This is a genomic window from Rhodococcus sp. IEGM 1409 (genome assembly GCF_030056735.1).
Taxonomy (GTDB): Bacteria; Actinomycetota; Actinomycetes; order Mycobacteriales; family Mycobacteriaceae; genus Rhodococcus_F.
Window position 1 is genome coordinate 29,716 of sequence record NZ_JASHKN010000010.1, and the last position, 25,558, is coordinate 55,273.

Sequence of the window (25,558 nt, forward strand, 5' to 3'; positions counted from 1 at the left end):
GTTTGTTCGAGTTTGTAGTTCGAGTACGACGTGCGTGTCCATCACAGGAGATCGATATATGAGTTCCACCCACGGCAGCGATGCCCTACGCAAATTCCGGTTTGCGGCCGGTGGCGAGGGCAACGCCGAAGAGGGTGGTGCGCGTCGCTTCGTCAAGCTTGCGCAGAAGGCCGAGGAACTCGGTTACGACTCGTTCATGATTCCGGACCACCTGGGTAATCAGGTCGGCCCGATCGCGGCTCTCGGAGCGCTCGCCGTGGCCACGGACAAGATTCGTCTCGGCACCGCCGTGTTGGCCAACGGCTTCCGTCATCCCGCTGTGCTGGCGAAGGACGCGGCGACCATCGACGTACTGTCCGGCGGTCGACTCGAACTCGGTATCGGTGCAGGCTGGATGAAGGAAGAGTTCGACAAGGGCGGTATCGCCTACGAAAGCCCGGGCGTTCGCATCGAGAAGCTCGAGGAGTCGTTGCAGATTCTCGACGTTCTCCTACGCGGACAGGAATGCACTTTCGAAGGCAAGCACTATCAGGTGCGCGGCCTCAAGGGCAGTCCACGACCGCGGCAGGGCCCGCGGCCGCCGATCATCGTGGGCGGCGGCGGACCGAAGATGCTTGCTCTCGCGGCGAAGTACGCGGACATCATCTCGGTCGCCACACCGACCAACCGTGACGGGCGACTTCTGCTCTCCGGAATCACGATGGAAAAGACCATCGAACGTGTCGAGCGGATCCGCGAAGCTGCCGGCGAGCGTTTCGATGAGATCGAGCTCAACTGGACCATCACCATGATCATGATCACCGACGATCGAGAGCAGGCTGCCGAGATGGCAATCGCCGCTCTGGACCACGGTTTTCCGCCGAACATCGAAGTGGATCGTAAGCTGAGCGTGGAGGAGCTGTTGAACTCTCCCTACCTGGCTGTGGGCACTTTCGAGGAAATCGCAGACCAGATTCGACTGGTCCGCGAGAAGACGTCGATGTCGTACGTCGGGGTCTTCCCGACGCAGATGGAAGCGTTCGCCCCGATCATCCCGTTACTGGCGGGCGAGTAGGCCGGAGAATACGGATGATGCGAATCTGTAACATGTCGATGGTTTGGGATCGATGAAGTGATTCAGGTGAGTTGCGCACAAAGTGCGGTTCGATTGATCGAAGATGGACCCGAGAGAGCGAAGGAAGTCTGGGGCGCAGGCATGAAAGGCAGTGCTTGTGTGATCGCTTCGGAGGAGATGGAATGAACGCGCTGTTCGATGGCTTTCTCGACGAGAAGGGCCAGATCCGCCTGCAACCAGGCTTCACGCTGGTCGACTACGTCGAGCAACACTCGCGTGTCAACGCGGACGAGCTCGCGTATCGATACATCGATTACTCGCGCGAGCGTGACGGTGAAGCCCTGGAGCTGACCTGGGAGCAGTTCGGTGTGCGTCTGCGGGCTGTTGCAGCCCGTCTGCAGCAGGTCACGGGGCGTGGCGACCGCGTTGCGATTCTTGCTCCGCAGGGGCTCGACTACGTCATCTCGTTCTTCGCGGCCATCCAGGCCGGCTCCATCGCGGTGCCGCTCTTCGATCCGGACGAGCCCGGTCACAGCGACCGTCTCCACGCTGTTCTCGGTGACTGCAAGCCGACCGCGATTCTGACTGCCGCTTCGTCGGCGGCCGGTGTTCGTCAGTTGTTCCGCTCGCTTCCCGCTGCCGAGCGTCCGCGCATCATTGCCGTCGACGCGATTCCCGACACAGTCGGTGAAACGTGGGTTCGCCCCGACATCGAGCTCGACGACATCGCTTACCTGCAGTACACCTCCGGTTCGACCCGAGTTCCCGCCGGTGTGGAGATCACCCACCGTGCTGTCGGAACGAATGCGCTCCAGATGGTCGACTCCATCGAGCTCAACGAGGACTCACGCGGCGTCACCTGGCTGCCACTGTTCCACGACATGGGCCTGCTGACGGTCATCCTGCCTGCCCTGGGCGGCAAGTACATCACCATCATGAGCCCGCGCGCTTTCGTGCAGCGCCCGTACCGGTGGATCAAGGAACTGGCTGCGGTTTCCGACGGCGCCGGCACCTTTGCTGCTGCTCCCAACTTCGCGTTCGAGCATGCTGCCGCGCGCGGTCTGCCGAAGGACGGAGAGACCCTCGACCTGAGCAACGTCATCGGTCTGATCAACGGCAGTGAGCCGGTCACGACGTCGTCGATGCGCAAGTTCAACGAGGCTTTTGCTCCGTACGGGCTGCCCAAGACTGCGATCAAGCCGTCGTACGGCATGGCCGAAGCGACGCTCTTCGTCTCCTCGACCAAGCATTCCGACGAGGCCAAGGTCATCTACGTCGACCGCACGGAACTCAACAGGGGCCGCATGGTCATCGTCGACCAGTACTCCGAGAACGCGATCGCGCAGGTCTCCTGTGGGTACGTCTCGCGCAGTCAGTGGGCGGCGATCGTCGATCCCGAGACGCTGACCGAGGTCCCCGACAGTCACGTCGGCGAGATCTGGTTGCACGGCGAGAACATCGGCATCGGCTACTGGGGACGCCCCGACGAGACGGCTGAGACCTTCCACAACAAGCTGGACAATCGGTTGAGCGAAGACAGCCACACCGAGGGCACACCGGCGGATGCCAACTGGATGCGTACCGGCGACTTCGGCGTCTACGTCGACGGCGAGCTGTACATCACCGGCCGCGTCAAGGACCTCGTGATCGTCGACGGCCGCAATCACTACCCGCAGGACCTCGAGTCTTCGGCTCAGGAAGCCAGCCCCGCTCTGCGTCCCGGATTCATCGCTGCGTTTGCCGTACCGGCCAACCAGTTGCCTTCTGTCGTGTTCTCCAACACGCATTCGGGTCTGAAGTTCGACGACGACGATTCCTCGGAGCAGTTGGTCATCGTGGCCGAGCGCGCTCCCGGCGCAGGCAAGGCGGATCCGCAGCCGATCGCGGACACCGTGCGTGCGGCGATTTCTTCCCGTCACGGCGTCACGGCCCGAGACATCCTGCTCGTCCCTGCCGGTTCGATTCCGCGAACGTCCAGCGGCAAGATCGCTCGCCGCGCGTGTAAAGCGAGCTATATCGAGGGAACGTTGCGAGGCGGCTATCAGCAGACCGCATTCCCCGATAGCGTTTGAGGAGCAGTCCCTTCATGATCGGTGGCTTGGTGAGTTGATGGTTGAACAAGATGGTGCGCAGGGCAAAGACGTTGTGAGCGAGATGAGTGTCGCGCAGCTGCGTGAGTGGCTTCGTAACTGGATCGCCGACGCGACCGGTCAGCCGGTGTCGACGATTGTGGACGACCGCCCGCTGGACGAGTTCGGACTCGCCTCGCGCGACGCAGTTGCGCTGAGCGGCGACATCGAGGATCTGCTCGGTGTCACGCTGACCGCCACGATCGTCTATCAACACCCCACCATCGCTTCGCTCGCGACTCGGATCATCGAAGGTGAGCCCGAGGCGCCGGAGGAGACCGTCGACGCGTCGTACTACGTCTCAGGCGGCACGACGGACGCCCACGACATCGCCATCGTCGGACTTTCGACACGATTCCCCGGTGCCGGGCACACGCCTTCGGACATGTGGGAAATGCTGGCGGCCGGACGCGACGGCATCAGCGACCTCCCCGAGGACCGCTGGGCAGAGTTCATGTCCGACCCCGCCATCAAGGCCGCGGTCGAGAACGCCAACACCAAGGGCGGGTACCTCGACGACGTCAAGGGCTTCGACGCCGAGTTCTTCGCGATGTCTCCGCTCGAGGTCGTCAATGTCGATCCGCAGCAGCGCCTCGCTCTCGAACTCGCGTGGGAAGCACTCGAGCACGCTCGCATTCCGGCCAGTGGGCTCAAGGGCAAGCAAGTCGGTGTTTTCATCGGCAGTTCCGCCAACGACTACCAGCTGCTCGCGGTCAGCGATCCGACGACGGCGCACCCGTACGCGCTGACCGGAACGTCGACGGCCATCGTTGCGAACCGGGTCTCGTACTTCTTCGACTTCCGTGGTCCGTCCATCGCTCTGGACACCGCGTGCTCGTCTTCGCTGGTTGCCGTTCACGAGGCTGTGCGCTCGCTGCGCAGCGGTGATTCCAGCATCGCGCTGGCCGGTGGCGTCAACATGCTGCTGGCCCCTCCCGGAACGCTCGGTTTCGATCAGACCGGAATGCTTGCTCCCGACGGCAAATTGCGTGCCTTCTCCGCACATGCTCAGGGAATCGTTCGCAGCGAGGGTGGCGGACTCGTTGTCCTCAAGCGCCTCGAAGACGCCGAGCGTGACGGCGATTCCATCCTCGCGGTGATCGCCGGATCCGCGATCAACCAGGACGGCCGTTCCAACGGTCTGCTCGCGCCCAACCCGGACGCCCAGGCCGACGTGTTGCGTTTCGCGTACCGCGACGCCGGCATCGTGCCGACCACCGTCGACTACATCGAGGCCCACGGAACGGGTACCGATCTCGGCGATCCCATCGAGGCCGACGCTCTCAGCCGGGTCGTCGGTCGTGGCCGCGACGACGACAAGCCGGCATTGCTCGGTAGCGCGAAGACCAACTTCGGGCACCTGGAAGCAGCTGCAGGCGCAGCCGGCCTGATCAAAGTCGTTCTGGCGATGCAGGAAAACAAGATTCCCGCAACGATCAACTACCTGGGCCCCAACCCGCACATCGACTTCGAGAAGGCGCACCTGCAGGTGACGCCCGAGGCCACCGACTGGCCGCGTTACACCGGTAAGGCCGTCGCCGGTGTTTCCGGTTTCGGTTTCGGCGGAACCAACGCGCACGTCGTGGTCAAGGAATACGTGCCTGCCGAGACGGTAGAACCGGTGCCGGTCGTCGAGTCTCCGGCGCTCGAGGACACCACCGTTGTTCTCGCCGTGTCGGGTTCTCTGCCGTCGCGTCGTCGCCGCGCCGCAGCCGATCTGGCCGACTGGCTCGAAACCGAAGAGGGAAGCAAGACGCCCCTCGCCGACGTCGCCCGCACACTCGCGCGTCGCAATCACGGACGTTCGCGCGCCGCTGTTGTGGCGAAGACGCGGTCCGAGGCCATCAGCTCGCTGCGCGCTGTCGCCGCGGGCAAGCCGGCTCAGGGCGTCTTCTCGGCCGACTCACCTTCGCCCAAGGGTGCGGTGTGGGTGTTCTCGGGCTTCGGCTCGCAGCACCGCAAGATGGCCAAGCAGCTTTACACGGAGAACGCGGCCTTCAAGGCAGCCGTCGACGAGGTCGACGCGCTGATCCAGGACGAGGCCGGTTATTCGATGGTCGAGATGTTCCTCGACGATTCGATCGAGTACAACGTCGAGACCGCACAGGTGGGAATCTTCACCATCCAGGTCGGTCTGGCTGCGTTGCTGCGCCACCACGGCGCCGACGCCGAAGCTGTGGTTCCGCACTCGATGGGTGAGGCCGCTGCCGCATACGTTTCCGGCGGTCTGAATCTGGAAGACGCTGTCCGCGTGATCTGTTCACGTTCACGGCTGATGGGTGAGGCCGAGGGCGCACTTGTCGGTGACGACATCCGTCTGATGGCATTGCTCGAGTACAGCGCATCCGAGATCGAGGCGCTGCTGCCCACGTACCCCAAGCTCGAGGTCTGCGTTTATGCAGCTCCGACGCACACGGTGATCGGTGGACCGCAGCCGGACATCGAGGCGATCGTCGCTGCCGCCGAGGCCGACGGCAAGATGGCGCGTGTCCTGCAGACCAAGGGCGCCAGCCATACTTCGCAGGTAGATCCGTTGCTCGGCGAACTTGCCGCGGAGTTGGCCGGTATCGAGTCGAGCACGTTGAAGCTCGGCGTCTACTCGTCCGTGGACAAGGACACCTTCTACCGTCCCGGTCACGAGCCGATCCATCAAGAGGCGTACTGGGTCAAGGGTCTTCGCCACAGCGTGTACTTCACCAATGCGGTGCGCGGTGCAGTTGCCCACGGCCACACCACTTTTGTCGAGCTTGCACCCAATCCGGTGACGCTGATGTCGGTGGCGGCTACCGCTTTCGATTCGGGTCTGCACGACATGGAGCTCATCCAGACGCTCAAGCGTAAGGAAGACGAGTCGGAGGGTGTACTTGCCGCTCTCGCGCAGCTGTACGTGCACGGTCATGCAGTGAACCTCGAATCTCTGCTTCCCGCAGGCGATTTTGCTTCGGTTCCGCGTACCGCGTTCGTGCGTAAGCCGTACTGGCTCGACATTCGCGTCAGTGCCGGTGGTTCGGCTCGCGTTCCCGGTTCGCACGTTGCCCTGCCCGACGGCCGCCACGTGTGGGAGGTCGACGCATCCGCCGTCACCGACCTGGCGGTGCTCGTGAGCGCTGCTGCCGCACAGGTGCTTTCGGATGTCTCTCTGACCGCCGCTGTTCCGCACGGTGAACTGGCCGGTGCTGCGACCCTGACCACGACACTCAACCCGCATCCAGGCGGCGCGTCGGTGCAGGTGCACGCTCGTGAGGGCGCTACGTTCCGTTTGCTGTTCGACGCCGTCGTCACGTCCGGTGAGCCGCTGCCCGAGCTGGTCGTCAGCGCGCCGGTCAAGACCAGCGCGCCGATGGAAACGCTGGCCGAGGTCGTCGAAGACGCCGGAGAGAAGTGGGATCCGAACGGTTCGCAGAGCCTCGACGACCGCCTCAAGATCGTCGTGGCCGAGTCGATGGGGTACTCGCCGGAGGACCTTCCGGCCGAGGTTCCGCTCATCGAACTGGGTCTCGACTCGCTCATGGCGATGCGTATCAAGAACCGCGTCGAGTACGAGTTCGACATTCCGCAGCTCCAGCTCCAGGCAGTCAAGGACGCGAGCCTGGACGAGGTCAACAAGTACCTGCGTTACGCGATCGACAATCGCGAAGAGGTTCAGGCGATGGCCGACAAGCAGGCTGCGGAGAAGTTGGCGGCCGATGCTGCTGACGACGAGGACGTTGCTCCCGCCGAGGTGGCGGTGGAACTACCTGCCACTGCTCCCGTCGTGCCGGCTGCCGCGCCCGCCGATCCTTCGCGTGCCGGAACTGCCGACGACGCCGGCTCCGACGTACCGCCGCGAGATGCGGCCGAGCGCTTGACGTTTGCGACGTGGGCCGTCGTCACCGGGAAGTCAGCCAAGGGCATCTTCAACGATCTGCCGATCGTCGGTGACGAGGTCGCCGAGAAGCTTGCTGCTCGGCTTTCCGAGCGTGCGGGCGGCGAGATCACTCTCGACGACGTTCTCGATTCCACCACCATCGAAGAGCTTGCGGACGTCGTTCGCCAGTACCTCGAGGACGACGGCAAGATCGACGGACTCGTTCGTACTCTGCGTGCCCGTCCCGAAGGCTCCACGGCCGTACCGGTATTCGTCTTCCACGCTGCCGGTGGTTCGACGGTGACGTACGAGCCTTTGCTCAAGCGACTGCCTGCCGGCACGCCGATGTACGGGTTCGAGCGGATCGAGGGCTCGATCGAAACCCGCGCTGCTGCCTACGTTCCGCTGCTTCGTGAGATCCAGGGTGACGGGCCGTACGTGCTGTGCGGTTGGTCGTTCGGCGGCGTGATGTCGTATGCGGTCGCGAAGTTGCTGCGTGAGCAGGGCGCCGACGTGCGTGTGGTCGGACTTCTCGACACCGTGATGGCCGGAGTGGTCGTGCCGGACACCGAGGAGGAACGACGCAAGCGTTGGGAGCGCTACGGCAAGTTCGCCAAGCGCACCTACAACCTGGATGTTCCGCTGCCGCTTGACGTTCTGGCCTCCACCGAAGCCGACGAGGATCAGATCCAGATCTTGATGGACATGATCAAGATGAGCGGCGCCAAGATTCCCGGCGGCATCATCGAGCATCAGCGGACGTCGTGGTTGGACAACCGCGCCATCCAGACTGCCGCGTTCAGCAGTTACGACGGAGACGTCGTGCTCTACATGGCCGACAAGTACCACGACGAGCTGATGACGCTCGAGCCTGCATTCAAGACCCGCAAGGCAGACGGTGGTTGGGGTGACTACGTGAAGAACCTCGAGGTCGTCTACATCGGCGGGGATCACCTGCAGATCGTCGACGAGCCGTACATCGCGAAGGTCGCGGCGGACCTCACCACAAAGCTGGCCCAGATCGAGACAGCCCAGACCAAAGCGTCGGAAACCGGAGTTCAGAAGTGACGACAACCACCGCGGAGAAGCTCGCTGAACTCCGCGAAAAGTTGGAGAAGGCAAAGGAACCCGGCTCGGCTCGGGCCATTGCCAAGCGCGATGCAGCAGGGCACAGTACGCCGCGCCAGCGCATCGACATGTTGCTCGATCCCGGTAGCTTCATCGAGATCGGCGCCCTGGTGAAGATGGCGGGCGAGGACAACCCGTACAGCGACGGCGTCATGACCGGTCACGGAACCGTCGACGGGCGTCCGGTTGCCGTGTTCGCGCACGATCAGACAGTGTTCGGCGGTGCCGCCGGAGAGATGTTCGGTCGTAAGGTTGCAGCTGTCAACGATTTCGCGCTGAAGGTGGGCTGCCCGGTCGTCGGTATCAACGATTCCGGTGGAGCTCGCATTCAGGACGCTGTTTCCTCGTTGGCCTGGTACGCCAACATGGGTTCACGTCAGGAACCCTTGTCCGGCGTGTGCCCGCAGATCTCGGTCATCCTCGGTAAGTGCGCCGGCGGCGCCGTGTACGCCCCGATCAACACCGACGTCGTGGTTGCGACCGAAGAGTCGTACATGTTCGTCACCGGGCCCGACGTCATCAAGTCGGTCACCGGCGAAGAGGTCAGCCTCGAGGACCTTGGCGGAGCACGCAAGCAGGCGGAGTACGGAAACATTCATCACGTCGCTCCCGACGAGAAGGCGGCTTTCGACTGGGTGCGTGAGTACCTGAGCTTCATGCCGTCCTCGTGCCAGGAGAAGGCTCCGTTGATCAACCCGGGTCTCGAGCCCGAGATCACCGAGTCGGATCTCGAACTCAATGCGTTCATGCCGGATGCCGACAATGCCGGCTACGACATGCACGACATCATTCTGCGGATCTTCGACGACGGCACCTTCCACGAAATCGGAGCCCAGGTCGCGCACAACGTGATCACCGGGTTCTCCCGCGTCGACGGCCTGCCCGTCGGTGTCGTGGCCAACCAGCCCACGTACCTCAGTGGCGCCCTCGACGCGGACAGCTCCGACAAGGCCGCCCACTTTGTGCGCCTGTGCGACGCTTTCAACATCCCGCTCGTCTTTGTCGTCGACACACCTGGCTTCCTTCCCGGCGTCGATCAGGAAAAGGTCGGCGTCATCAAGCGCGGCGGGCGTTTCCTGTTCTCGTACATCGAAGCCACTGTGCCGAAGGTGACTGTGGTGGTTCGTAAGGCGTACGGCGGCGGCTATGCCGTCATGGGCTGCAAGCAGCTCGGTGCCGACATCAACCTCGCGTGGCCGACGGCACGGATCGCCGTGATGGGCGCCGAGGGTGCCGTCAACATCATGGGACGTCGTCAGCTCGCCGAGGCGGGCGAGAACGCACCCGCGGTGCGTGCTCAGTTGATCAACTTCTACAACGAGTTCGTCGCGACCCCGTACATCGCGGCTGAGCGCGGATACATCGACGCGGTGATCGAGCCTTCGCAGACGCGTCTCGAAATCCGCAAAGCTCTGAAGTTGCTCAAGGACAAGACGATCTTCAAGAACCCGCGCAAGCACAACTTGCTGCCGCTCTAATTCTTTTTGTCACCGAGGGCGTCGAACTGGCGGCGTAGTGCTTCTATCGCCGCCAGGACGGCCGGCCTTTCGCTGTCGGTTCGCCAGGCGAGGTAGATGTCTCGGCTCAACGGCGGAACCGTGTCGAGCATTCGAACACCTTCCGGTGGTGCAACTCTCGCCAGGCGCGGGATCAAAGCGACGGCGAGGCCCTGGGCGACGAATTCGACCTGGGTGGGAAACTCTGCGACCTCGTACTCGATTCGAGGGTCGAATCCCTGCGCGCGCAGGGTCCTGACGGTGAAGGTGTGAAAATCCGTTCCCCGCGTCCACGTCGCCCAGGCATGCTCGGACAGCTCGCTGAGCGCGACGACCTTGTTCTCCGCCAGCGGATGTGACGCGGGGAGAGCGAGCAGCGCCACGTCGTCGTACACGGGCGTGAAGGAGAGTCCGTCGGGAAGTTCTACGGGCAGAGTGCTCCAGCTGTCGACCACCACGACGTCGAGGTCGCGGCGAATCAGTGCGGGGAGCAGTTCTTCGGATTCGCCTTCTTTGAAGGTGATTTCGAGCTGGGGGTGCGCGAGCCTGATCTCGGCGATGGCTCGCGGCAGAACCGTCCTGCTGGGCGAGACCAGGGCGCCGATGCGCACGCGGCCCGTCACCTCGCTCTGCAGCGACGCGATTTCCGCCTCGGCCTGAGCGAGCGTCGAGAGAACCTCTGCGGTTCGGCGCGCGAGGATCCGGCCGGCTTCGGTGAGTCGCACACCGCGGCCCTGCGGTTCGAGGAGTGGAACACCGACCTCGCGCTCGAGTTTGTTCAACTGCTGCGAAATTCCGGAGGGTGTGACATGCAAGGTGCGGGCGGCTGCCGCCACTGATCCGTTCTCGGCGACAGCGTGCAGGGCGCGGAGTCTCTCGAGGTTCAACACGGTAGAAATACTACTGAATACACGGTCTGAACATTTGCTTGTGCTGAATAGTTAGCGGCAGGAACATTGTCGGGTGACCACTCTGACCTCCGCGACCGCGCACACACCGACCCATACCCGTACTTCTCAGGGGCGCATCGACCCTCGATTGCTTGTCGTCGGAGGCGCGGCCGCGATCTCGATCAGTTCGATCCTGATCAAACTGGCTGATGTCGGGCCCTCGACAGCCGTCTTCTTCCGTTGCTCCCTGGCCTTGCCGCCCCTCGCGTGGTTGGCGTGGCGGGAGTACCGCCGGGTGGGCAAGCCGAGCAGGCGGGCGGTCGTTCTGCAGGTGTTCGGCGGTCTGCTGCTCGGGCTGGATTTTGCATTGTGGTCGCAGTCGATTCTCATGATCGGCGCGGGTATGGCGAGCGTTGTCGTGAACGTGCAGGTGGTTGTGGTGCCCGCACTGTCCTGGTTGGTGTTCGGCAATCGGGTTCCGATGCGCTTCGTGTTCGCTTTGCCGTTCATGTTCACGGGAATTGCCTTGGCGGGCGGCGTGTTCGGGGGTGGGGGAACCGGCGACGAACTGCTGTGGGGGACGGCGCTCTCGCTCGTCTCCGGAATCGCCTACGGCGGCTACATCTTCGTGGTCGGCCGTACGGGCGAGGCGGATCGGGCAGCGAGCCAGGTGTTGATCTCGACGACGTCCGCGGGCATCGCCGGCTCCGTGATCGGATCACTGTGGGGCAGGATCGATTTCGTCCCGGGTTGGGAAGCATTCGGCTGGCTCGCGGCACTGGCGCTGGTCGGCCAGGTGTTCGGCTGGATGCTGATGGGGCACTCGCTCCCTCGGCTTCCCGCCGAGGTGGGCGCGACGCTCCTGCTCATGCAACCGGTACTCGCCGTACTGCTGGCGGTTGTGCTGCTCGGCGAACGGCCCGGTATCGGGCAGCTACTCGGGTGCGTCGTAGTTGTCGGAGCGGTCTCGGCCGTCTCCGTACGTCGCACCCGAGTAGGTGGTGCAGGCTAGTGCACCCGCATCTCGCCGGGCATCCACATGCCCGAGCGGGTTGCGGTCCCCGTCTCCACCTCTGCCGGAACAGCATTCGGGAAGTACCGGTCGTAGCGCTCGAGTGAGCCCCAGTCCCGCGCCCAGTCGTCCTTCAGGTACGTCGGAACAGTCGTCGCACCGCCGAGAACCTCGGTGAATCCGAGCGGGCCGCCGTTGTCCGCGGACTGCCAGGTGTCGGTGGAGCTGACTGCGAGGGGACGGTCCGGGAGGATGCGGAAGTTCGGCATCTCGGCCACGCCGTTCTGATGTGTGAACGGACGTTGGCACGGGAACTGAAGACCGACAGCCCAGTCCAGGAGAACCGGCTGCTCGTTGCCGATGTACGAGTTCAGGGACTCGAGCTTGGGCACGCGCGGCGGCGTGAATGCCATCCACTGATCGCCCGTGAGGTTGGGATCGAACGCGACCACCCGAACGGCGTCGGCGTCTGGCGCGAGTTCGTCGATGGGGATACGGACGTTGCGCCACGACGGTGCGGGCCCGATGTCTCGCGGCATGTACGAACCCTGAACCTGCACGGTTCCGTCGGGCTGAGTCTTGCCGTACTCGACCAGCAGCGACTGGCCGTAGGTGATCGCACCGGTGTTGTCGACGGACCACACGCGGCCCGCTACGGACATGACGACCAGCGGTGATTCTTCACTGCGAGTGGGCAATCCGTACCAACTCGAGATGAGGGAAGCAGGTTCCTGCACGCCGGGCTGGTAGCTGCCCATGACCGGCGTCTTCGAAGGATCGAGACCGAAGGGGAGCTTGGCCGTGCTGCCGTTGATGCCGACGTTGCCGGTGCCGCCGCTGGTTCCGGCGCCGGAACCGGTGGCGAAGCTGGGCCCGACACTCTGGTTGTCGGTGTTCCCCATGCCCTGCTTGACCTCGATGTAATCCGCAGTCAGATCGCTGGGAACCCCATTGGGGGAGAAGCCCTTCGAATCAACCCCGGACAGCGGATCCTCGGCGTTGAATCCGGAAGCGGTCAGCGGCCGCAGATTCCCGGAATTGACGTCGGTCTCCACGAGAACGTCCTCGGCCATGCCGCAGGTCTTGCCCGCGAGTGCCTCGATGTTGCTTCGGCCCAGCGAGTACGCCGGGTACTGCGACACTGCGCCCTTGAGGAGTGAGAGCACCTCGAACAGGACCATCAGACCGGCAATCACGGTGAGTGGTGCGGCCGCGAACTTGCGAATTCGTCTGCCCTTGGCCGTGTTCGGCTTCTCGGGCGGGGCTGCAAATCCCTCACGCAGGTACTGCCAGGCGGCAAAAGCCAAGGCGAGAGCAAAGAGTGCGAGGAACAGGGTGTTGGATTCACGGCCGTCGTAGGAGATGGTCTTGTCGAACCACGGCACGCCGTAACTCGAGACGTACCAGTAGCCGTTGACGCCGGCGAACGTCAACGCCAGCATCAGGAGCAGTCCGGCCACGAACACTGATCGGTTACGACGCGAGCGCAGGGCCGACGCGGACACGGCGACGGCGGTCAGCGCGGCGAGAGAACCGGCGATGCCCGCGTACGCACCGAAGTGGTGAGTCCACTTGGTGGGGTTGAACATCATCAAGAACATCGTGCCGAAGACGACGCCGACAAGGCGCCACGACGGACCGGTTGCGGCGCCGGGGACGCGGCCGCGGCGCAGCAACACGAAGAGCGTTGTGAAGAGGCACAGGATCATCGTCAAGAATGCGAAGCGTCGGGCAACGGAGCCGTCGACCGTCTGGACGAAGAGGTAGTAGTAGCGCAGGAAGTCCTGGTACCACTCGAGGTTGGGGCCGATGATCGTTCGGACGCGGGTGGCTTCCATGACGCCGGCGAAGGTCTGATCGGCGAAGATGACCACCAGCACGATGGTTCCGGCAGCGGCGATCGGAGCGAGAAGCGGCAGTGTGCCGACCAGCCGGTGACGCTTGACGACGATGCGTACCAACGGGCGGACACCGGCGAGAAGAGCTGCGATACACATCAATCCGGTGGGCGCGGCGGCAAGAGTGAAGGCGCCGATCAAGATCGCGGTCGCCGCAGGGAAAAGGCGTCCGGTGGCGATGGCGCGCTCGATGGAGCACCAGGTGAGCAGTGCGCCGAGAGCCACGATGGGCTCGGGGCGAAGACCGTTGTTGTACGCCAGCCAGAAGGACAGGAACACCAGCCCGCCGGTCCAGAGGGCGACGTTGCTCCGGCGAACCGCCCGGCCGAGACGCGGGACGACCTCGCGGCTGATGACCATCCAGCACAGGATTCCGGCGAGCAGAGCGGGCAGACGCATGAACGGGCTCGCGGTCGAGATCTTCGCCATCACGGCCAGCACTTCGTAGTACCAACCGAACGGGGCCTCGGGAACGCCGAACCAACGGAAGTAGTTGGCCATGTATCCCGCGTCCGGCGAGACTCGGGCCATGGTGAGGAGATAACCGTCGTCGGCGGTGTTCGCGCCGATGAAGTGCCAGACGATCAGTGTTCCGACCACAACTCCGTCGATGCCGGAGAACTTCCACCAGCGTGCGGGTAGGAAGCGTCGGTGCTTGCGGCCGTCGGTGCCGTCGAGGCGGGCAAGGGCGACCAGAGCGACGATGGTCGAGAGGACGGCCACGATCATCGCTACCAGCTTCAAGACGCTGGGGCTCGACGAGAATCGTGAGTCGATCGTCATCGAGAAGCCGAGGCCCTCGGGGGCAGCGCCGTCGGGCAGGTCGCTGAAGACACCGACCACCTGCGGGCGGAAGTCGCCGTCGAGCTGACCACGAATCGGGTTGCCGTCGGGGTAGGCCAGACCGACGAACTCTGCTGTGGTCCGGTTGACGTCAGAGCTGAACGCGATGGCGCCGCAGCGACTCGACTCGACGTCCTCGCGCGACGCCGAAGCGACGACGACGTTGCGATCGAGCACGTCGACGCTGGTCGCGGACACCCGGACGAACATCGACGAGAGTGCCGCGCCGTCGCCCTGTGCAGGTGCCGTCGACAGCAAGATGCCGCCGCCCTCGGGCAGTGAGCTGACAGCGGTGCAGGGGATCGACGCGTTGACGTCGATGGCAACCTGCGCCATCAGAGGTGCCTCGACGTCGCCGATCACGCCGTTCTGCGGCCAGTTGACCGTCGCCGTCGTCTGCACGACGGGAAGCAGCGGAGTTGCCAGTGCGAGCACGAAGCCGAGCAAGCCGGCGATGATCGCAACCCATCGAGTGCGATGGAAACGCTCGCGGGCATCCTGACCAGCAGGAGGCGGCGAACTCGAAGTCTGAGGTGAAGCTGTCACGGCGTCGGGCACGGCTACCGATGGTATGTCAGGGCTGAGCGTGGACCTACCGTGCCCGGGTGGTTGATAGGTCCACGCGTAACAGTTACGACTGGTAACGAATCGGGCCCGGCGTCCAGGTGCCCGAACGGGTCTCGGTGGTGACGTTCATCTGAGCGGGAACTGCGTCCGAATCGAGCGGTGTGTACTGCTCGAGCGAACCCCAGTCCCGATCCCAGTCGTTGTCCAGGTAGGTCGGCAATGCCCTCGCCGAGAGCAGTTCGGTGGTCCAGCCGAGCGGCCCGCCGCCGTAGTGGTCCTGCCAGGCGTTGGTGGACTCCGCACCGATGCGGTCGGGCAGAATGCGCCACTCGGGGATCTCGGCGACGCCGTACAGGTGATCCACCGGACGTTGGCACGGGAAGGCCAGACCGACAGCCCAGTCCATCAGCACCGGATCGGTGGATCCGACGACGTCCTGCAGCGTGCGCATGGTCGGCACTCGCGGCGGTGTCACCGCCAGCCACTGGTCGGCGCTGATATCGGTGTCACTGGCCACCAGACGCACGGTGTCGGCGTCGGCGGGCAGTTGATCCATCGGAACGCGCAGGTTGCGCCACGACGGCGACGGGCCGATGTCGATCGGATCGACACGTCCCAGTGCGTCGACGCTCCCGTCTGCCTGCTTCTTGCCGTACTCGACCTGCAGGACCGCACCGGGGGTGACGATGCCGTCGGAGTTGACGTAGCGGATGCGTCCGGCGGCCGCGACGGTCAGTAGTGGTGCTGCGTCGTTGCGCTCGGGTAGTGAGTACCAACCGGTGGTCAGCGCAGCGGCCTGCGCCGCCCCGTAACTACCGAGCACCGGTGTTTTTGCGGGGTCGAGCCCGAACGGGAGCGCGACATTGCTGCCGTTGACGCCTGCCGTCGACTGCGAGCCACCGGCAGTGCCGGATCCGGTTCCCGGCGTGGTGGTGCCGGACTGAGAGGTCGTGGTGTCGAGGCTGTTTGCACTGCCCGCCGTCGAGTCTTCTGCATCGGCGGTGAGATCGCCTGCGACTCCGTCCGGCGAGAACCCGGTCGATTCGCTCGCACCGAACGCACCCGCGCCGGCGAGATCGGTGGGCCGATCCGTCAATTGAAGAACGCCGGCGTTCGGATCGGACTCGACGAGTACCTCGCCCGCGAGACCGCAGCTTCCGCCGAAGACCGATTCGATGTTGGACTTGCCGATCGAATACGCGGGGTACTGCGCAACAGCTCCCTTGATCAGGGACAGCACCTCGAACAGCACTACGGCTCCGGCCGCGATGGTCAACGGTGACGGGGCGAGAAGGCGAAGTCGCCTTGTCTTCTTGACGCTGTCTTCCGCGCCGTTTCGCTCGCGCGGCTCCATGACGTGGTACCAAGCGGCCAACAGCAGCGCGAGGATCGTCAGACCGAGGAAGGCCGTCGAGAATCCCTTACCGCCGATTGACGGCGGCTTGTCCCACCACGGGACGCCGTAACTCGAGACGTACCACCAGCCGTTGGAGCTGGTGAACGCCACAGCGAGGATGAACAGGATGCCCGCGGCGAACAGGGCGCGGTTTCGTTTGGAACGCATGCTCGACGCACTCACGCCGACGGCTGCGAGCACGGCAACCGTGGCGGCCAGACCGGCGTACACACCGAAGTGGTGGGTCCACTTGGTGGGTGTGAACTGCATCAGGAGCAGCGACGCGAACACGATGCCGAGGATCCGGCGCGACGGCCCGATCGCGGTGCCGGGGATCCGGCCCTTGCGCAGGATCATCATCACGCAGAAGACGAGTCCGACGATCATGACGAACATGCCGAAGCGGCGCGCCAGCGAACCGTCGGGGGAGATGGTCATCAGTGCGTCCCAACGCAACCGTTCCTCGAACCACGGAACGTTCGGTCCGACGGCCGTTCGCACCCTGGTCGATTCGAGAACTGTCGCGAGGGTTTGATCTGCGAAGACCGCGACAAGCACCACGGTTCCGGCTGCGAGGATCGGCATGATCTGAGACAGGAAGCCGACGCGTTTGCCGCGGGCGATCAGGATCTGCAGGATCGGCCGGGCGCCGGCGATCAGCGCGCCGATCGCGATCAGACCCGAAGGTCCGGCGGCCAACGAGAATGCAGCGATCAGCACCGCCATCGCGGCGGGCAACAGACGTCCGGTGGCGATGGCGCGCTCGATCGAGCACCAGGTGAGCAGAGCGCCGAGGGCGATGATGGGTTCGGGACGCAAGCCGTTGTTGTACGGCAACCAGAAGGCCAGGAACACGAGCCCGCCGGTCCAGATCGCAACCTTGTTGCGGCGCACCGCGACACCGAGTCGTGGGATCACCTCGCGGCTGATGACCATCCAGCACAGAATGCCGGCGATCAACGCGGGCAGGCGCATCCACATGCTCGCGGTGCTGACCTTCGCGAACAGCGCCAGCACGTCGTAGTACCAACCGAACGGCGCTTCGGGGACTCCGAACCAGCGGAAGTAATTGGCCATGTACCCGGAGTGCTCCGAGACTCGGGCCATGCCGAGCAGGTAACCGTCGTCGGAAGTGTTGGCGCCGAACACATGCCACAGTGCCAACGTGCCGATCACCAGGGCGTCGATGCCGGTGAACTTCCACCATCGCGCAGGCAGGAACCGCCGCGCACGACGGCCGTCGACGCCGTCGATCCGGTGCAGTGCGTACAACGAGACGATCGTCGAGAGTGCCGCGACGATCATCGCGAACAGTTTGAGAAGTGTGGGGCTGGACGAGAACCGGGAGTCGACGTCCATGTGGGCGGACAGTCCGGCGGGTGCTGCGCCCTGCAGATCGGTGAAGATGCCGACAACCTGTGGGCGGTAGTCGCCGGTCAGGGTGGTGCCGACGCCGTCGATGCCGGTGACGGCCGCGACGGTCTGCTCGGAGTTGGTCGTGATGGTGAGCGCGGTGCATCCGCCGAGTTGATCGAGCGGAGCCGAGATCAGAACCGAATCGCGAGTGAGTGCTTCGAGGCGGTCGGCAGTAGTGCGGACGGTGAGGCCTCGGGCGTTTCGGTCCGGCGCACCGTTCGCCATGGTCGAGAGCAGAGTGCCGCCGCTGCCGCCCAATTGGTCCAGGGTCGAACACGGGATGGTGATGTCCAGAGATGTGGGCGAGTAGGAGATCAGCGGCGACGAAACGCTGTTGAGGGTCCCACCCTGCGGCCAGTCGATGCTCGCTGCTTCCTGCTTGACGGGCAGGAAGGGCGTCGCAAGTGCGAGAAGCAGGCCGAGAAGGCCGGTGACTATCGCAATGAGTCGTGCCGTCCGGACTTTCTGGGAATCCGATTCTCGGGGAGCTTCGGGGCCAGTGGGCACGGGTTTCGGGGGCACTACTACTTCAGACGGCACAAGGAACGATGTTAGGCGAGTGCGGGCCCGCACATCCTGAGAGAACTACTCAGGATGCAACTTCCTGTTCGGATTGTGGTGTTTCAAGTGTTCGGGCGATGGTGTCGAGTGAAATACCCAACACTTCCGCGACCGCGCTGATGGTGAAGAAGGCGGGTGTCGCGATGCGGCCGGTTTCGATCTTGCGCAGCGTTTCGACCGAGATACCGGCGTCGAGCGCTACCTGAACCATGCTTCGGTCTCCCCGTGCCGATCGCAGGAGTTCACCCAGTCGTAGCCCTCGTTCGAGTTCTTCCGCCGTCAGCGGTACGCGCACCATGTGCTTATAGTAATACCGGTATAGTTATTCGACAAGGAAGGTGTTCGAGATGGTCGAAATCAAGACCGCAGGCGAAATCGACGCGATGGCGGCGGCGGGAAGAATCACGGCGCAGGCTCTGGCTGCGGCGCGTGAGGCGGCGAGCGTCGGGGTGACGTTGCTCGAATTGGACGCCGTTGCCGCGGAGGTTATTTCGGCGGCCGGTGCCTCGGCACTGTTTTTGAACTACCGGCCGGCAACAGCGCCGGTACCCTTCCCCGGTGCCATCTGTGCGAGCGTGAACGATGCTGTGGTGCACGGTATCCCGAATGGGTACCGACTCCGCGACGGTGACCTGGTCAGCATCGACTGCGGTGCGAGACTCGACGGATGGTGCGGCGACTCCGCCATCAGCTTCACTGTCGGGCAGGGGAGCAGTGAGGATCAGGCACTGATCGACGCGACCGATCAGGCCCTGGCACACGGCATTGCCGCCGCCCTGCCCGGAAACCGGTTGGGCGACATCGGTGCCGCGATCGGACAGTACGCGCGCGGCCTCGGATACGGCATGCTCGCCGATCACGGTGGGCACGGCATCGGCCGTGAGATGCACGAAGGACCTGACGTGCCCAACGAAGGTCGAGCAGGCAAAGGCTTCCGGCTGCGCCCCGGCCTGGTCATCGCCATCGAACCGATGCTCATCGCCGACGGAACCGACGACTACCGGCACGACGACGACGGGTGGACCCTTCGTACCGTTTCTGGCGCCAGGGCTGCGCACAGTGAGCACACTGTCGCGATCACCGAAGACGGTCCGGTGATCATGACCTGCTGATCAACCCGTTTAACCCTGGTTCGAGGTTTTGCCGCTCACGAGGTCTCTTACGTCCCACACCCACACGTCGTCGACGCGTTTGGCGTCGAAGCCGACCAGTTCCTCGACCGTGTGGCGCAGGGCGTCGTCACCGGAGAATCGCGGAAGTACCAAAACGTCGGCGTGCCAGTACCGCAGGTCGGTCAGTGCGTTCGCCCTGGTGCCCACGTCGATCAACGGAACCTTGCCGGTTTGTTTGGCATTGACCAGCAGGGTCGAGGTGGGCCGGGACTCGGCGCCGTAGATTCCGGCGCGGGTCTTCGAATCCGGACCGACGAAGTATCCGCCGGCAATCGGGAACCCGAAGTCCGCGTCGACCTGCCAGCTCAGTGCGCGGGCGTCTTCCGCGCTCGCGACGGGGACCGTCACCAGGGTGCCGTTGCTGACGTAGTTCTCCCACGAGCCGCTGGTGATGAATTCGGGCGTCGCCGATCGCTGATCGGCGTCGATGGGCGTCGGGATGAGAGGAATCATCGCGACGGCGAGCGTCACCAGCCAGACCCCGGCAGCAGTGCGACGCGGTCCACGAAGCTCGACAAAAGCGCGGTAGGTGCCGAGGGTGAGGAGCAGTCCGATCGCCGGAATCGCGCCCATGGCGAATCGGGATTCGAGCACCGATTCGAACAGCGGCAGGTCGGCGAGAAGTTTCCACGGCAGGGTGATGCCGGTCCTGTCGCCGTCGATGATCAGTTCGGAACCGAGCGAGAGCACACCCATGACCACGATCACGGCGGCGGCAGCGCGGGTCAGGCGGATGCGCCACAACCACACCGTGGCACCGAGGAGCAGGATCACCAGCGGCCAGCCGAAGTAGGCGTTCTCCTCGGTCGGGTTCATCCGGAACTCGGCGCCCTCGGGATCGCCCGCAACCGATTCGGTCGGGAACGTGGTGAGGGCAGCGGTGTCGTTGCCGGCCTGACCGTGTGAGACGCCGTCGTAGCTCGCTGGGCCGAAGAACTGCGACCACAGCGGCACGGCGGTGATCAGGAGTGTGACTGCGCCGCCGACCACGAGGCCGGGCATCGCGCGCTTGATCGCCTGTCGTGACTTGGCCACGTCGGGCAGGGCGTATGCGGCGCCGAACACCATGGCTGACATCGTGAAGATGAGGAGCGGCTCTTCGCCGAGGAAGATCTGCCACGCGACGAGTAGGCCGAGAACGATTCCGTCGCGAACCGGGCGCTTGCCGTTCGAGATGCGCACTACCTGCAAGAAGATGAACGGGAGGACGAAGAACGCGACGAAGTTCGGATGGCCGTTGGCGTGCGAGATCATGGCCGGGGCAAATCCGCAGAACCCCGCGCCGACGGCGGCGGCGACCTTGGAGCGGACCGAGACGCCGGTCAGTACGTGCCTCGAGAACGCCCAGTACCAAGCGATGGCGGTGCCGCCGAGCCCGGCGGTCAGCCCGATCGCATACGTGGCCGTCGGTCCGAAGATCAGCGTGATCGGGGCCAGCGGGATGCTGATACCGAACATCGCGGTATTGGCCATCAGGTTCACGCCGAGTGGGTAATTCTGCAGGTCACTGAACAGCGGACTGCGGAACTGGGCCAGGGCGTGGGCGGTATCGGCGAAGAACCATTCCCACATCGCCTGGTCGCGGCCCGCATTGAACAGGTAGCCGGACTGCAGATCGCTCCACAGGTTCGACATCACGTAGATCGCCGCGACGGTGAACGTCGCCATGATCGCGAGATCGACCAGACGCCCGCGCTGGACTACCGAGCGCCTGACTGCTGAACGGACTCGCCCCGGACGTGCTTCTTCGAGCAGTTGGACGTCGGGCAAGGTCTCGGTCATGCAGTCGGTGCCTTTCGGTTCTGGCGCCCATCCCTGAAGTGGCGATCTCAGAAGTTCGGGGTGGCCTCTTTAGGTCTCGATTCGATAACTTCCACTGTCAGAGTAACGAACAAAACGGTTCGCGTCTGCGAGCGGGCGCAGTCATCGGGACAAACCGGTCCACCCGACTTGTCCGAAAAGTAATGTTTTGTGCATCGTTTGACGGGTTCGTGACCGGGGTATCGCAACAAGGATCTTGCTCGCGTTTGTTCAGGCAGCCCCGACGAATCCCATCCTCGACGAAGAGTTGGAACCTACGTCCGGGGCCTATACCGGATGGGATGGTGCTTGTGCATGTCGAAGACAGCAGTTCGCAGTAGCGCAGTAGGAGCAGTGGCCTTGTTGGCCGTTGTCTTGGGGGGTGGGACGGCGTCGGCAGGCGTCGACAACACCAGTTCGATAACCGACGCCAAAGGAAATCGGATAGAAGTCTTCCAAGCGGACACCGCTATCCATGTCTTTCCGCCGCTCGACAGCTCACCGCTGAGTGTCGAGTTCTTCCACGACGGGGTTGCCGGCGTGAAGATCGACGGGCCGGATGCAGCAAGCTTCACCGGAACGAAGCTGACGATCGGCTATCAGATCGGCTACCCGATCGCGTTGACCGGTGCGACAGTTGTTCTCAACAGCCCCGGCCTCGACTGGGCGGTAACGGGCGGAACGAACCTCGGTATCGGCCTGGTTCCGGACTTCGAACTGGGACTGGACATTTCGAACGGGTTTGCGATAGGCGGCGACATCATTCCTTCCCAGGAACTTGACGTCGATCTGGCGCCGGGTGGTATCACCGACGTCGCGTTGCTCGAGGATCAGGAATTCGACGGTCCCGAAGCGGCCGTTCGACTTTCCGGAGTTCACGGCTACGTGCAGGGAGCAATCGGGCCGGTGACTATCAGGCCGTACGCGAAGGCTGTCACCTCGAATGGCGATACCGTCGTCACTTACGGTGTACCGCAGAGGCTTTAGCGGAAGCGGGTGCTCCCACCGTCACGCTGCAACAGCGTGACGGTGGGGGTTTTCCGCGTTGCGCGTGGTCGAATCGGTGCCACGAATAGGCGAAGCGTCTGCCCAATGGGCACTGCGGGAAACACTGACGAGTTTCGCGACCAGTCGTGCCGCGATCCACACGAGGTACACGGCGGTGATCAGAAGCAGAAGTGCCCAGTCGTGCGCGAAGAATCCGACTATCCCGCCGACCGTGAACGCGAGGGCGACAAAGACGACGCGTCCGCCCACGTCGGTCTCGACCAGGTACTCGGGTTCGATCGGATCGTCGGGTTCGCTCGATTCGTCGACGTCCCCAGCCGATTCGGCCTTGGACTTCTCGTGGTGTTCGGTCGGGATCTCGAGTAGCTCACCCCATTCGAGCACCGCAACGGTGTGCGCGGTGTCGGTCGGGATCGTGCGGTAGTCGCGAGACTCGGAAACGTCGATGAGAGCCCTTGCCAGAGTGAGGACTTCGATGCGGTTGCGAATCGCGACGCTCAACACTTCGTGAAAGGCCTGCTCGCGCCCGAACGGTTTGCCGCGTGCAATGACCAGAACATGCTCAGCGGAATCGAGAACTGCACGATGCGGTACAAGCTCGCGGCTGTGCGCAACGAGTTCGCTCACTGTCATCACCTACCCCACCGGTGGTTGATGCGGCCGTTTGCTCGACTGCGCTTGGAGGGGCTGAGTACCCCGGCAGTTTCGGAAACAAACTCGCCGGGTGGCGTGTCAGATTTGCGCAGCCGGTGCCGAGAGTGCTCCGAGGCAACTTTCGATCAGGTCGGCAGCGATCACGTGAGCCCGATCTCGGCTGTCGACGCGACCCTCCCACGTGGCAAACGTGACGACGGTGAGCACGGTCAAAGTTTCCGCCCGAAGTTCGGCGATGTCTGTCGGCAATGAAGAAGCGGCGATGATCCGCCGCTGAACTTCGCGGAAGCTCTCGGCCTGCATGTGATCGCGGATGGTCGACGACATGGCCGGGTCGAAGATCGACTGCACCAGGAACCGTGCGTACAACGTGCCCTCGCGGTAGATGGTCTGTTCTGCCAACGGCAGGACGAGAGCCTCGACGAGGGCACGCATCGTCGGCGGATTCGGGTCGAGATCGATCATGTCGAGGAACTCACGCCGACGCTCGGCGGCAGGTCGCATTCTGGACTCGACGACTGCCGCCAGCAAACCTTCACGTGAACCGAAGTGATACTGCGCGGCCGACTTGTTGGCCTGCCCGGCTTCGGTCTGAACGTCACGAAGCGTCAGTGCGGCCAGGCCTCGTTCGGCAACCAGACGCTCGGCTGCATCGATCATTGCCGCTCGGGCATCGGTTCGGGTCACGGTATGAAGTTAGGGGTGCGTCGGGGTCGCGTCAACGACCCCGACGGTAAGCCTTTTGTGACGTATCTCCTGGTTAGTTCACGTCAGAGCGGGTAGCGACCACAAATGGACCCTGCTCTGTGACGGTGAAACGAGGATCGTCGAACAGTTCCTTGGGGAACGTGACCGTGTACCGGCGGACGTTCGGGTCGTTGGGGTAGACGTCCTCGGCCAACCGCAGTGTGTACCCGTCGGCGCCCTGGCGGAAGACGAAGGCGTCGGGGCTGCGCCACGGCGCCGAGTCGAGCGCAGCTATCAATTCGTCAGGGGTCTTCAGTTCCGACCACTGCTCGATCAGCGCGGCGCGCGCACGGAAATCGGCGAGGGGGTTTGCGTAGTGCGATGTCAGCCCTTGGAAGCCGAAGTACGGGTAGAAGCTCAGGAAGCCGATGTCGGCGGTGAGCACCACTGTGTCATGGGGTTCGCGTCCCAACTGTTCGCGGATAATCCGGTCGATGTCGGCGTAATTGGCTTCGGCACCCGGGGGTCGCTTGTCTCCGCGCTCGCCGTTGCCATCGGTATCGCTGTATGCCACAGCGATATCCGGCGCCAGCACCTGCGGGATGTTCTGCGCGAAAGCGATGGTTCCGATGACACCGAGTGCCACCAGCACCGCTTTGACTCGGGGATTCTCGCTTGTGGCCAGCACGATCCAGCCTGCGAACTCGAAGAAACCGAACACACCGGCGGCCGCGAGAAGTCCGATCAGAACCGGCTCGAGCCGGAATCCGAGGAGCGTGCTGCCGGCAACGGTGAACGTCATGGACAGCAGCGCCCACAGGTACACGGCGATGACACCGATACCGAGTGCTCGGGCGCGGCGGGAGAACAGGAACCGCGAAATCAGCCAGACCGTGCCGAGCAGGCACAGGCCGCCGACGAGCGAGAAACTCAGCATCGGGAAGGGCAGCACCGCACCGGAATCTGGGAGGTAGTGCATTGCGGTGCCGGACTCTGCGGTGGCACCGGAGAGTGCCTTCAGCAGGTACGGCGTCCAGACGGTCAGAGCTACCAGACCCGAGATGATTGCAATTACTGCAAGTCGAATGAGGGGTCCCAGTGCAGCTTTCCAGGTGTTCTGGGCACGCGCGGCGAGCACTGCCGCGACCAGGGCCATCAGAGTCACTGCGAACGCGGCGAATCCGAGGTACAGCGTGTAGACGGTTGCGGCAAAACCGAGGAACAGGCCCGTCCCCAGTATTGCGCCGGCTCCGGCAAATCGAGATGCACCCGGGCGATCGAGCGCACCCCACGCCAGGATCAGCACCGGCGGGATCAAGAGGTTGATGACGGCGCCGTACGCCTCGGGAGAGTTGTACGCCAACACGACGGCAGTGACGGCCAATGCTGCGACGACGGCCCAATCGCGTCGAATCAGCTTGGTCCACAACACGAGTGCAACGACGGCGACGACCGCCAGGGAGCCGATCGCGTACGGCTTGAACGCTTCCCAACCGTCCATGCCCAGCAGGTTCGCGACGCGTCCACCGACCCAGAACCAGCCGGCCGGGTAGAACGGCGGCAGATCCACGTACGTCATGTCCTGCAGCGCAGCAGAATCCGTCAGCCGGGTCAGGTACTCGGTGCGGAACTGCTGATCGACCGAGACCCCGTGCAGATACAGACTTGTCGCGGCCAGGGGCAGACCGAGCGTCGTGGTGACAAAGCCGGAGAGCCCGGCCCACGAGAGGAGTTTTGCGATCCGCTCGGCCTTGCGGGCGCGGAACATCAGAACCGCAACGCCGACCACTGCGATGCAGAGCACCTGCAGCACCGTCGTGACTGCCTGCGTGACGTTGGAAGAGGTGAACGCCGGCCACTGAACTCGGCCGAAAGCAAAGAGCCCGACAGCGGCTACAACAGCGGCGACCAGCGCTCCGAGGGCCATTTCCACCACCGTCGCCGTGGCATTACGCCACGGCGACGGGGTCGAAAGGTCTGTACTCGGAGCAGTTGTTGTT

General features: G+C 64.0%; 15 protein-coding genes. 7 read left to right on the top strand and 8 right to left on the bottom strand.

The window, feature by feature from the left end:
* Positions 1-58 precede the first annotated feature (58 nt).
* The 4 genes from QM716_RS23115 (at position 59) to QM716_RS23130 (ending at position 9,636) form a co-directional block, all read left to right on the top strand.
* Complete coding sequence (locus QM716_RS23115) at positions 59-1,054, top strand: LLM class F420-dependent oxidoreductase (protein WP_283306471.1); 996 nt, start codon at positions 59-61, stop codon at positions 1,052-1,054.
* 182 nt (positions 1,055-1,236) lie between these two features.
* Positions 1,237-3,126: a long-chain-fatty-acid--AMP ligase FadD32 gene (fadD32, locus tag QM716_RS23120; protein ID WP_283306473.1), complete on the top strand. Its 1,890-nt coding sequence runs from the start codon at positions 1,237-1,239 to the stop codon at positions 3,124-3,126.
* A gap of 37 nt (positions 3,127-3,163) precedes the next feature.
* Complete coding sequence (pks13, locus tag QM716_RS23125; protein WP_283306474.1) at positions 3,164-8,098, top strand: polyketide synthase Pks13; 4,935 nt, start codon at positions 3,164-3,166, stop codon at positions 8,096-8,098.
* Positions 8,095-9,636, top strand: coding sequence for an acyl-CoA carboxylase subunit beta (locus QM716_RS23130; RefSeq protein ID WP_283306475.1), 1,542 nt, complete (start codon positions 8,095-8,097; stop codon positions 9,634-9,636). The genes pks13 and QM716_RS23130 overlap by 4 nt, the downstream gene beginning before the upstream one ends.
* Here QM716_RS23130 and QM716_RS23135 read toward each other — a convergent pair.
* Positions 9,633-10,544 carry a LysR family transcriptional regulator gene (locus tag QM716_RS23135; RefSeq protein WP_283306476.1) on the bottom strand — a complete coding sequence of 304 codons (912 nt, stop codon included), beginning with the start codon at positions 10,542-10,544 and terminating at the stop codon, positions 9,633-9,635. The two genes, QM716_RS23130 and QM716_RS23135, sit on opposite strands and share 4 nt — an antisense overlap.
* 73 nt (positions 10,545-10,617) lie before the next feature.
* Between QM716_RS23135 and QM716_RS23140 the strand changes: the two genes are divergently transcribed.
* Positions 10,618-11,556, top strand: a complete 939-nt coding sequence (locus QM716_RS23140) for a DMT family transporter (protein WP_283306477.1) — start codon at positions 10,618-10,620, stop codon at positions 11,554-11,556.
* Here the strand turns inward: QM716_RS23140 and QM716_RS23145 are convergent.
* The 3 genes from QM716_RS23145 to QM716_RS23155 all read right to left on the bottom strand — a co-directional run bounded on the left by QM716_RS23145 (position 11,553) and on the right by QM716_RS23155 (position 18,535).
* Positions 11,553-14,855 carry an arabinosyltransferase domain-containing protein gene (locus QM716_RS23145; RefSeq protein WP_283306478.1) on the bottom strand — a complete coding sequence of 1,101 codons (3,303 nt, stop codon included), beginning with the start codon at positions 14,853-14,855 and terminating at the stop codon, positions 11,553-11,555. The genes QM716_RS23140 and QM716_RS23145 overlap by 4 nt on opposite strands.
* A 73-nt stretch (positions 14,856-14,928) precedes the next feature.
* Positions 14,929-18,183 (bottom strand): arabinosyltransferase domain-containing protein, encoded by a 3,255-nt coding sequence (locus QM716_RS23150; RefSeq protein WP_283306693.1) that lies wholly within the window; start codon positions 18,181-18,183, stop codon positions 14,929-14,931.
* 82 nt (positions 18,184-18,265) lie between these two features.
* Complete coding sequence (locus tag QM716_RS23155; protein ID WP_003943854.1) at positions 18,266-18,535, bottom strand: helix-turn-helix domain-containing protein; 270 nt, start codon at positions 18,533-18,535, stop codon at positions 18,266-18,268.
* Between the two features lie 49 nt (positions 18,536-18,584).
* Between QM716_RS23155 and map the strand changes: the two genes are divergently transcribed.
* Positions 18,585-19,349 carry a type I methionyl aminopeptidase gene (map, locus tag QM716_RS23160; protein WP_283306479.1) on the top strand — a complete coding sequence of 255 codons (765 nt, stop codon included), beginning with the start codon at positions 18,585-18,587 and terminating at the stop codon, positions 19,347-19,349.
* Between the two features lie 9 nt (positions 19,350-19,358).
* On the opposite strand, the gene QM716_RS23165 is transcribed toward map, so the two are convergent.
* Positions 19,359-21,191, bottom strand: coding sequence for a glycosyl transferase (locus tag QM716_RS23165; protein WP_283306480.1), 1,833 nt, complete (start codon positions 21,189-21,191; stop codon positions 19,359-19,361).
* 333 nt (positions 21,192-21,524) lie between these two features.
* On the opposite strand from QM716_RS23165, the gene QM716_RS23170 reads away from it, so the two are divergent.
* Positions 21,525-22,196, top strand: a complete 672-nt coding sequence (locus QM716_RS23170; protein ID WP_283306481.1) for an MspA family porin — start codon at positions 21,525-21,527, stop codon at positions 22,194-22,196.
* A 21-nt stretch (positions 22,197-22,217) separates the two neighbouring features.
* Here the strand turns inward: QM716_RS23170 and QM716_RS23175 are convergent, their stop codons facing one another.
* The 3 genes from QM716_RS23175 to QM716_RS23185 form a co-directional block, all read right to left on the bottom strand.
* Positions 22,218-22,850, bottom strand: a complete 633-nt coding sequence (locus tag QM716_RS23175; protein ID WP_283306482.1) for a hypothetical protein — start codon at positions 22,848-22,850, stop codon at positions 22,218-22,220.
* 99 nt (positions 22,851-22,949) lie between these two features.
* A complete protein-coding gene (locus QM716_RS23180; RefSeq protein ID WP_283306483.1) occupies positions 22,950-23,558 on the bottom strand; it encodes a TetR family transcriptional regulator in 609 nt (202 codons plus the stop codon).
* Between the two features lie 73 nt (positions 23,559-23,631).
* Entirely contained in the window at positions 23,632-25,485 is a 1,854-nt protein-coding gene (locus QM716_RS23185) for a galactan 5-O-arabinofuranosyltransferase (protein ID WP_283306694.1), read from the bottom strand.
* Between the last annotated feature and the right edge of the window lie 73 nt (positions 25,486-25,558).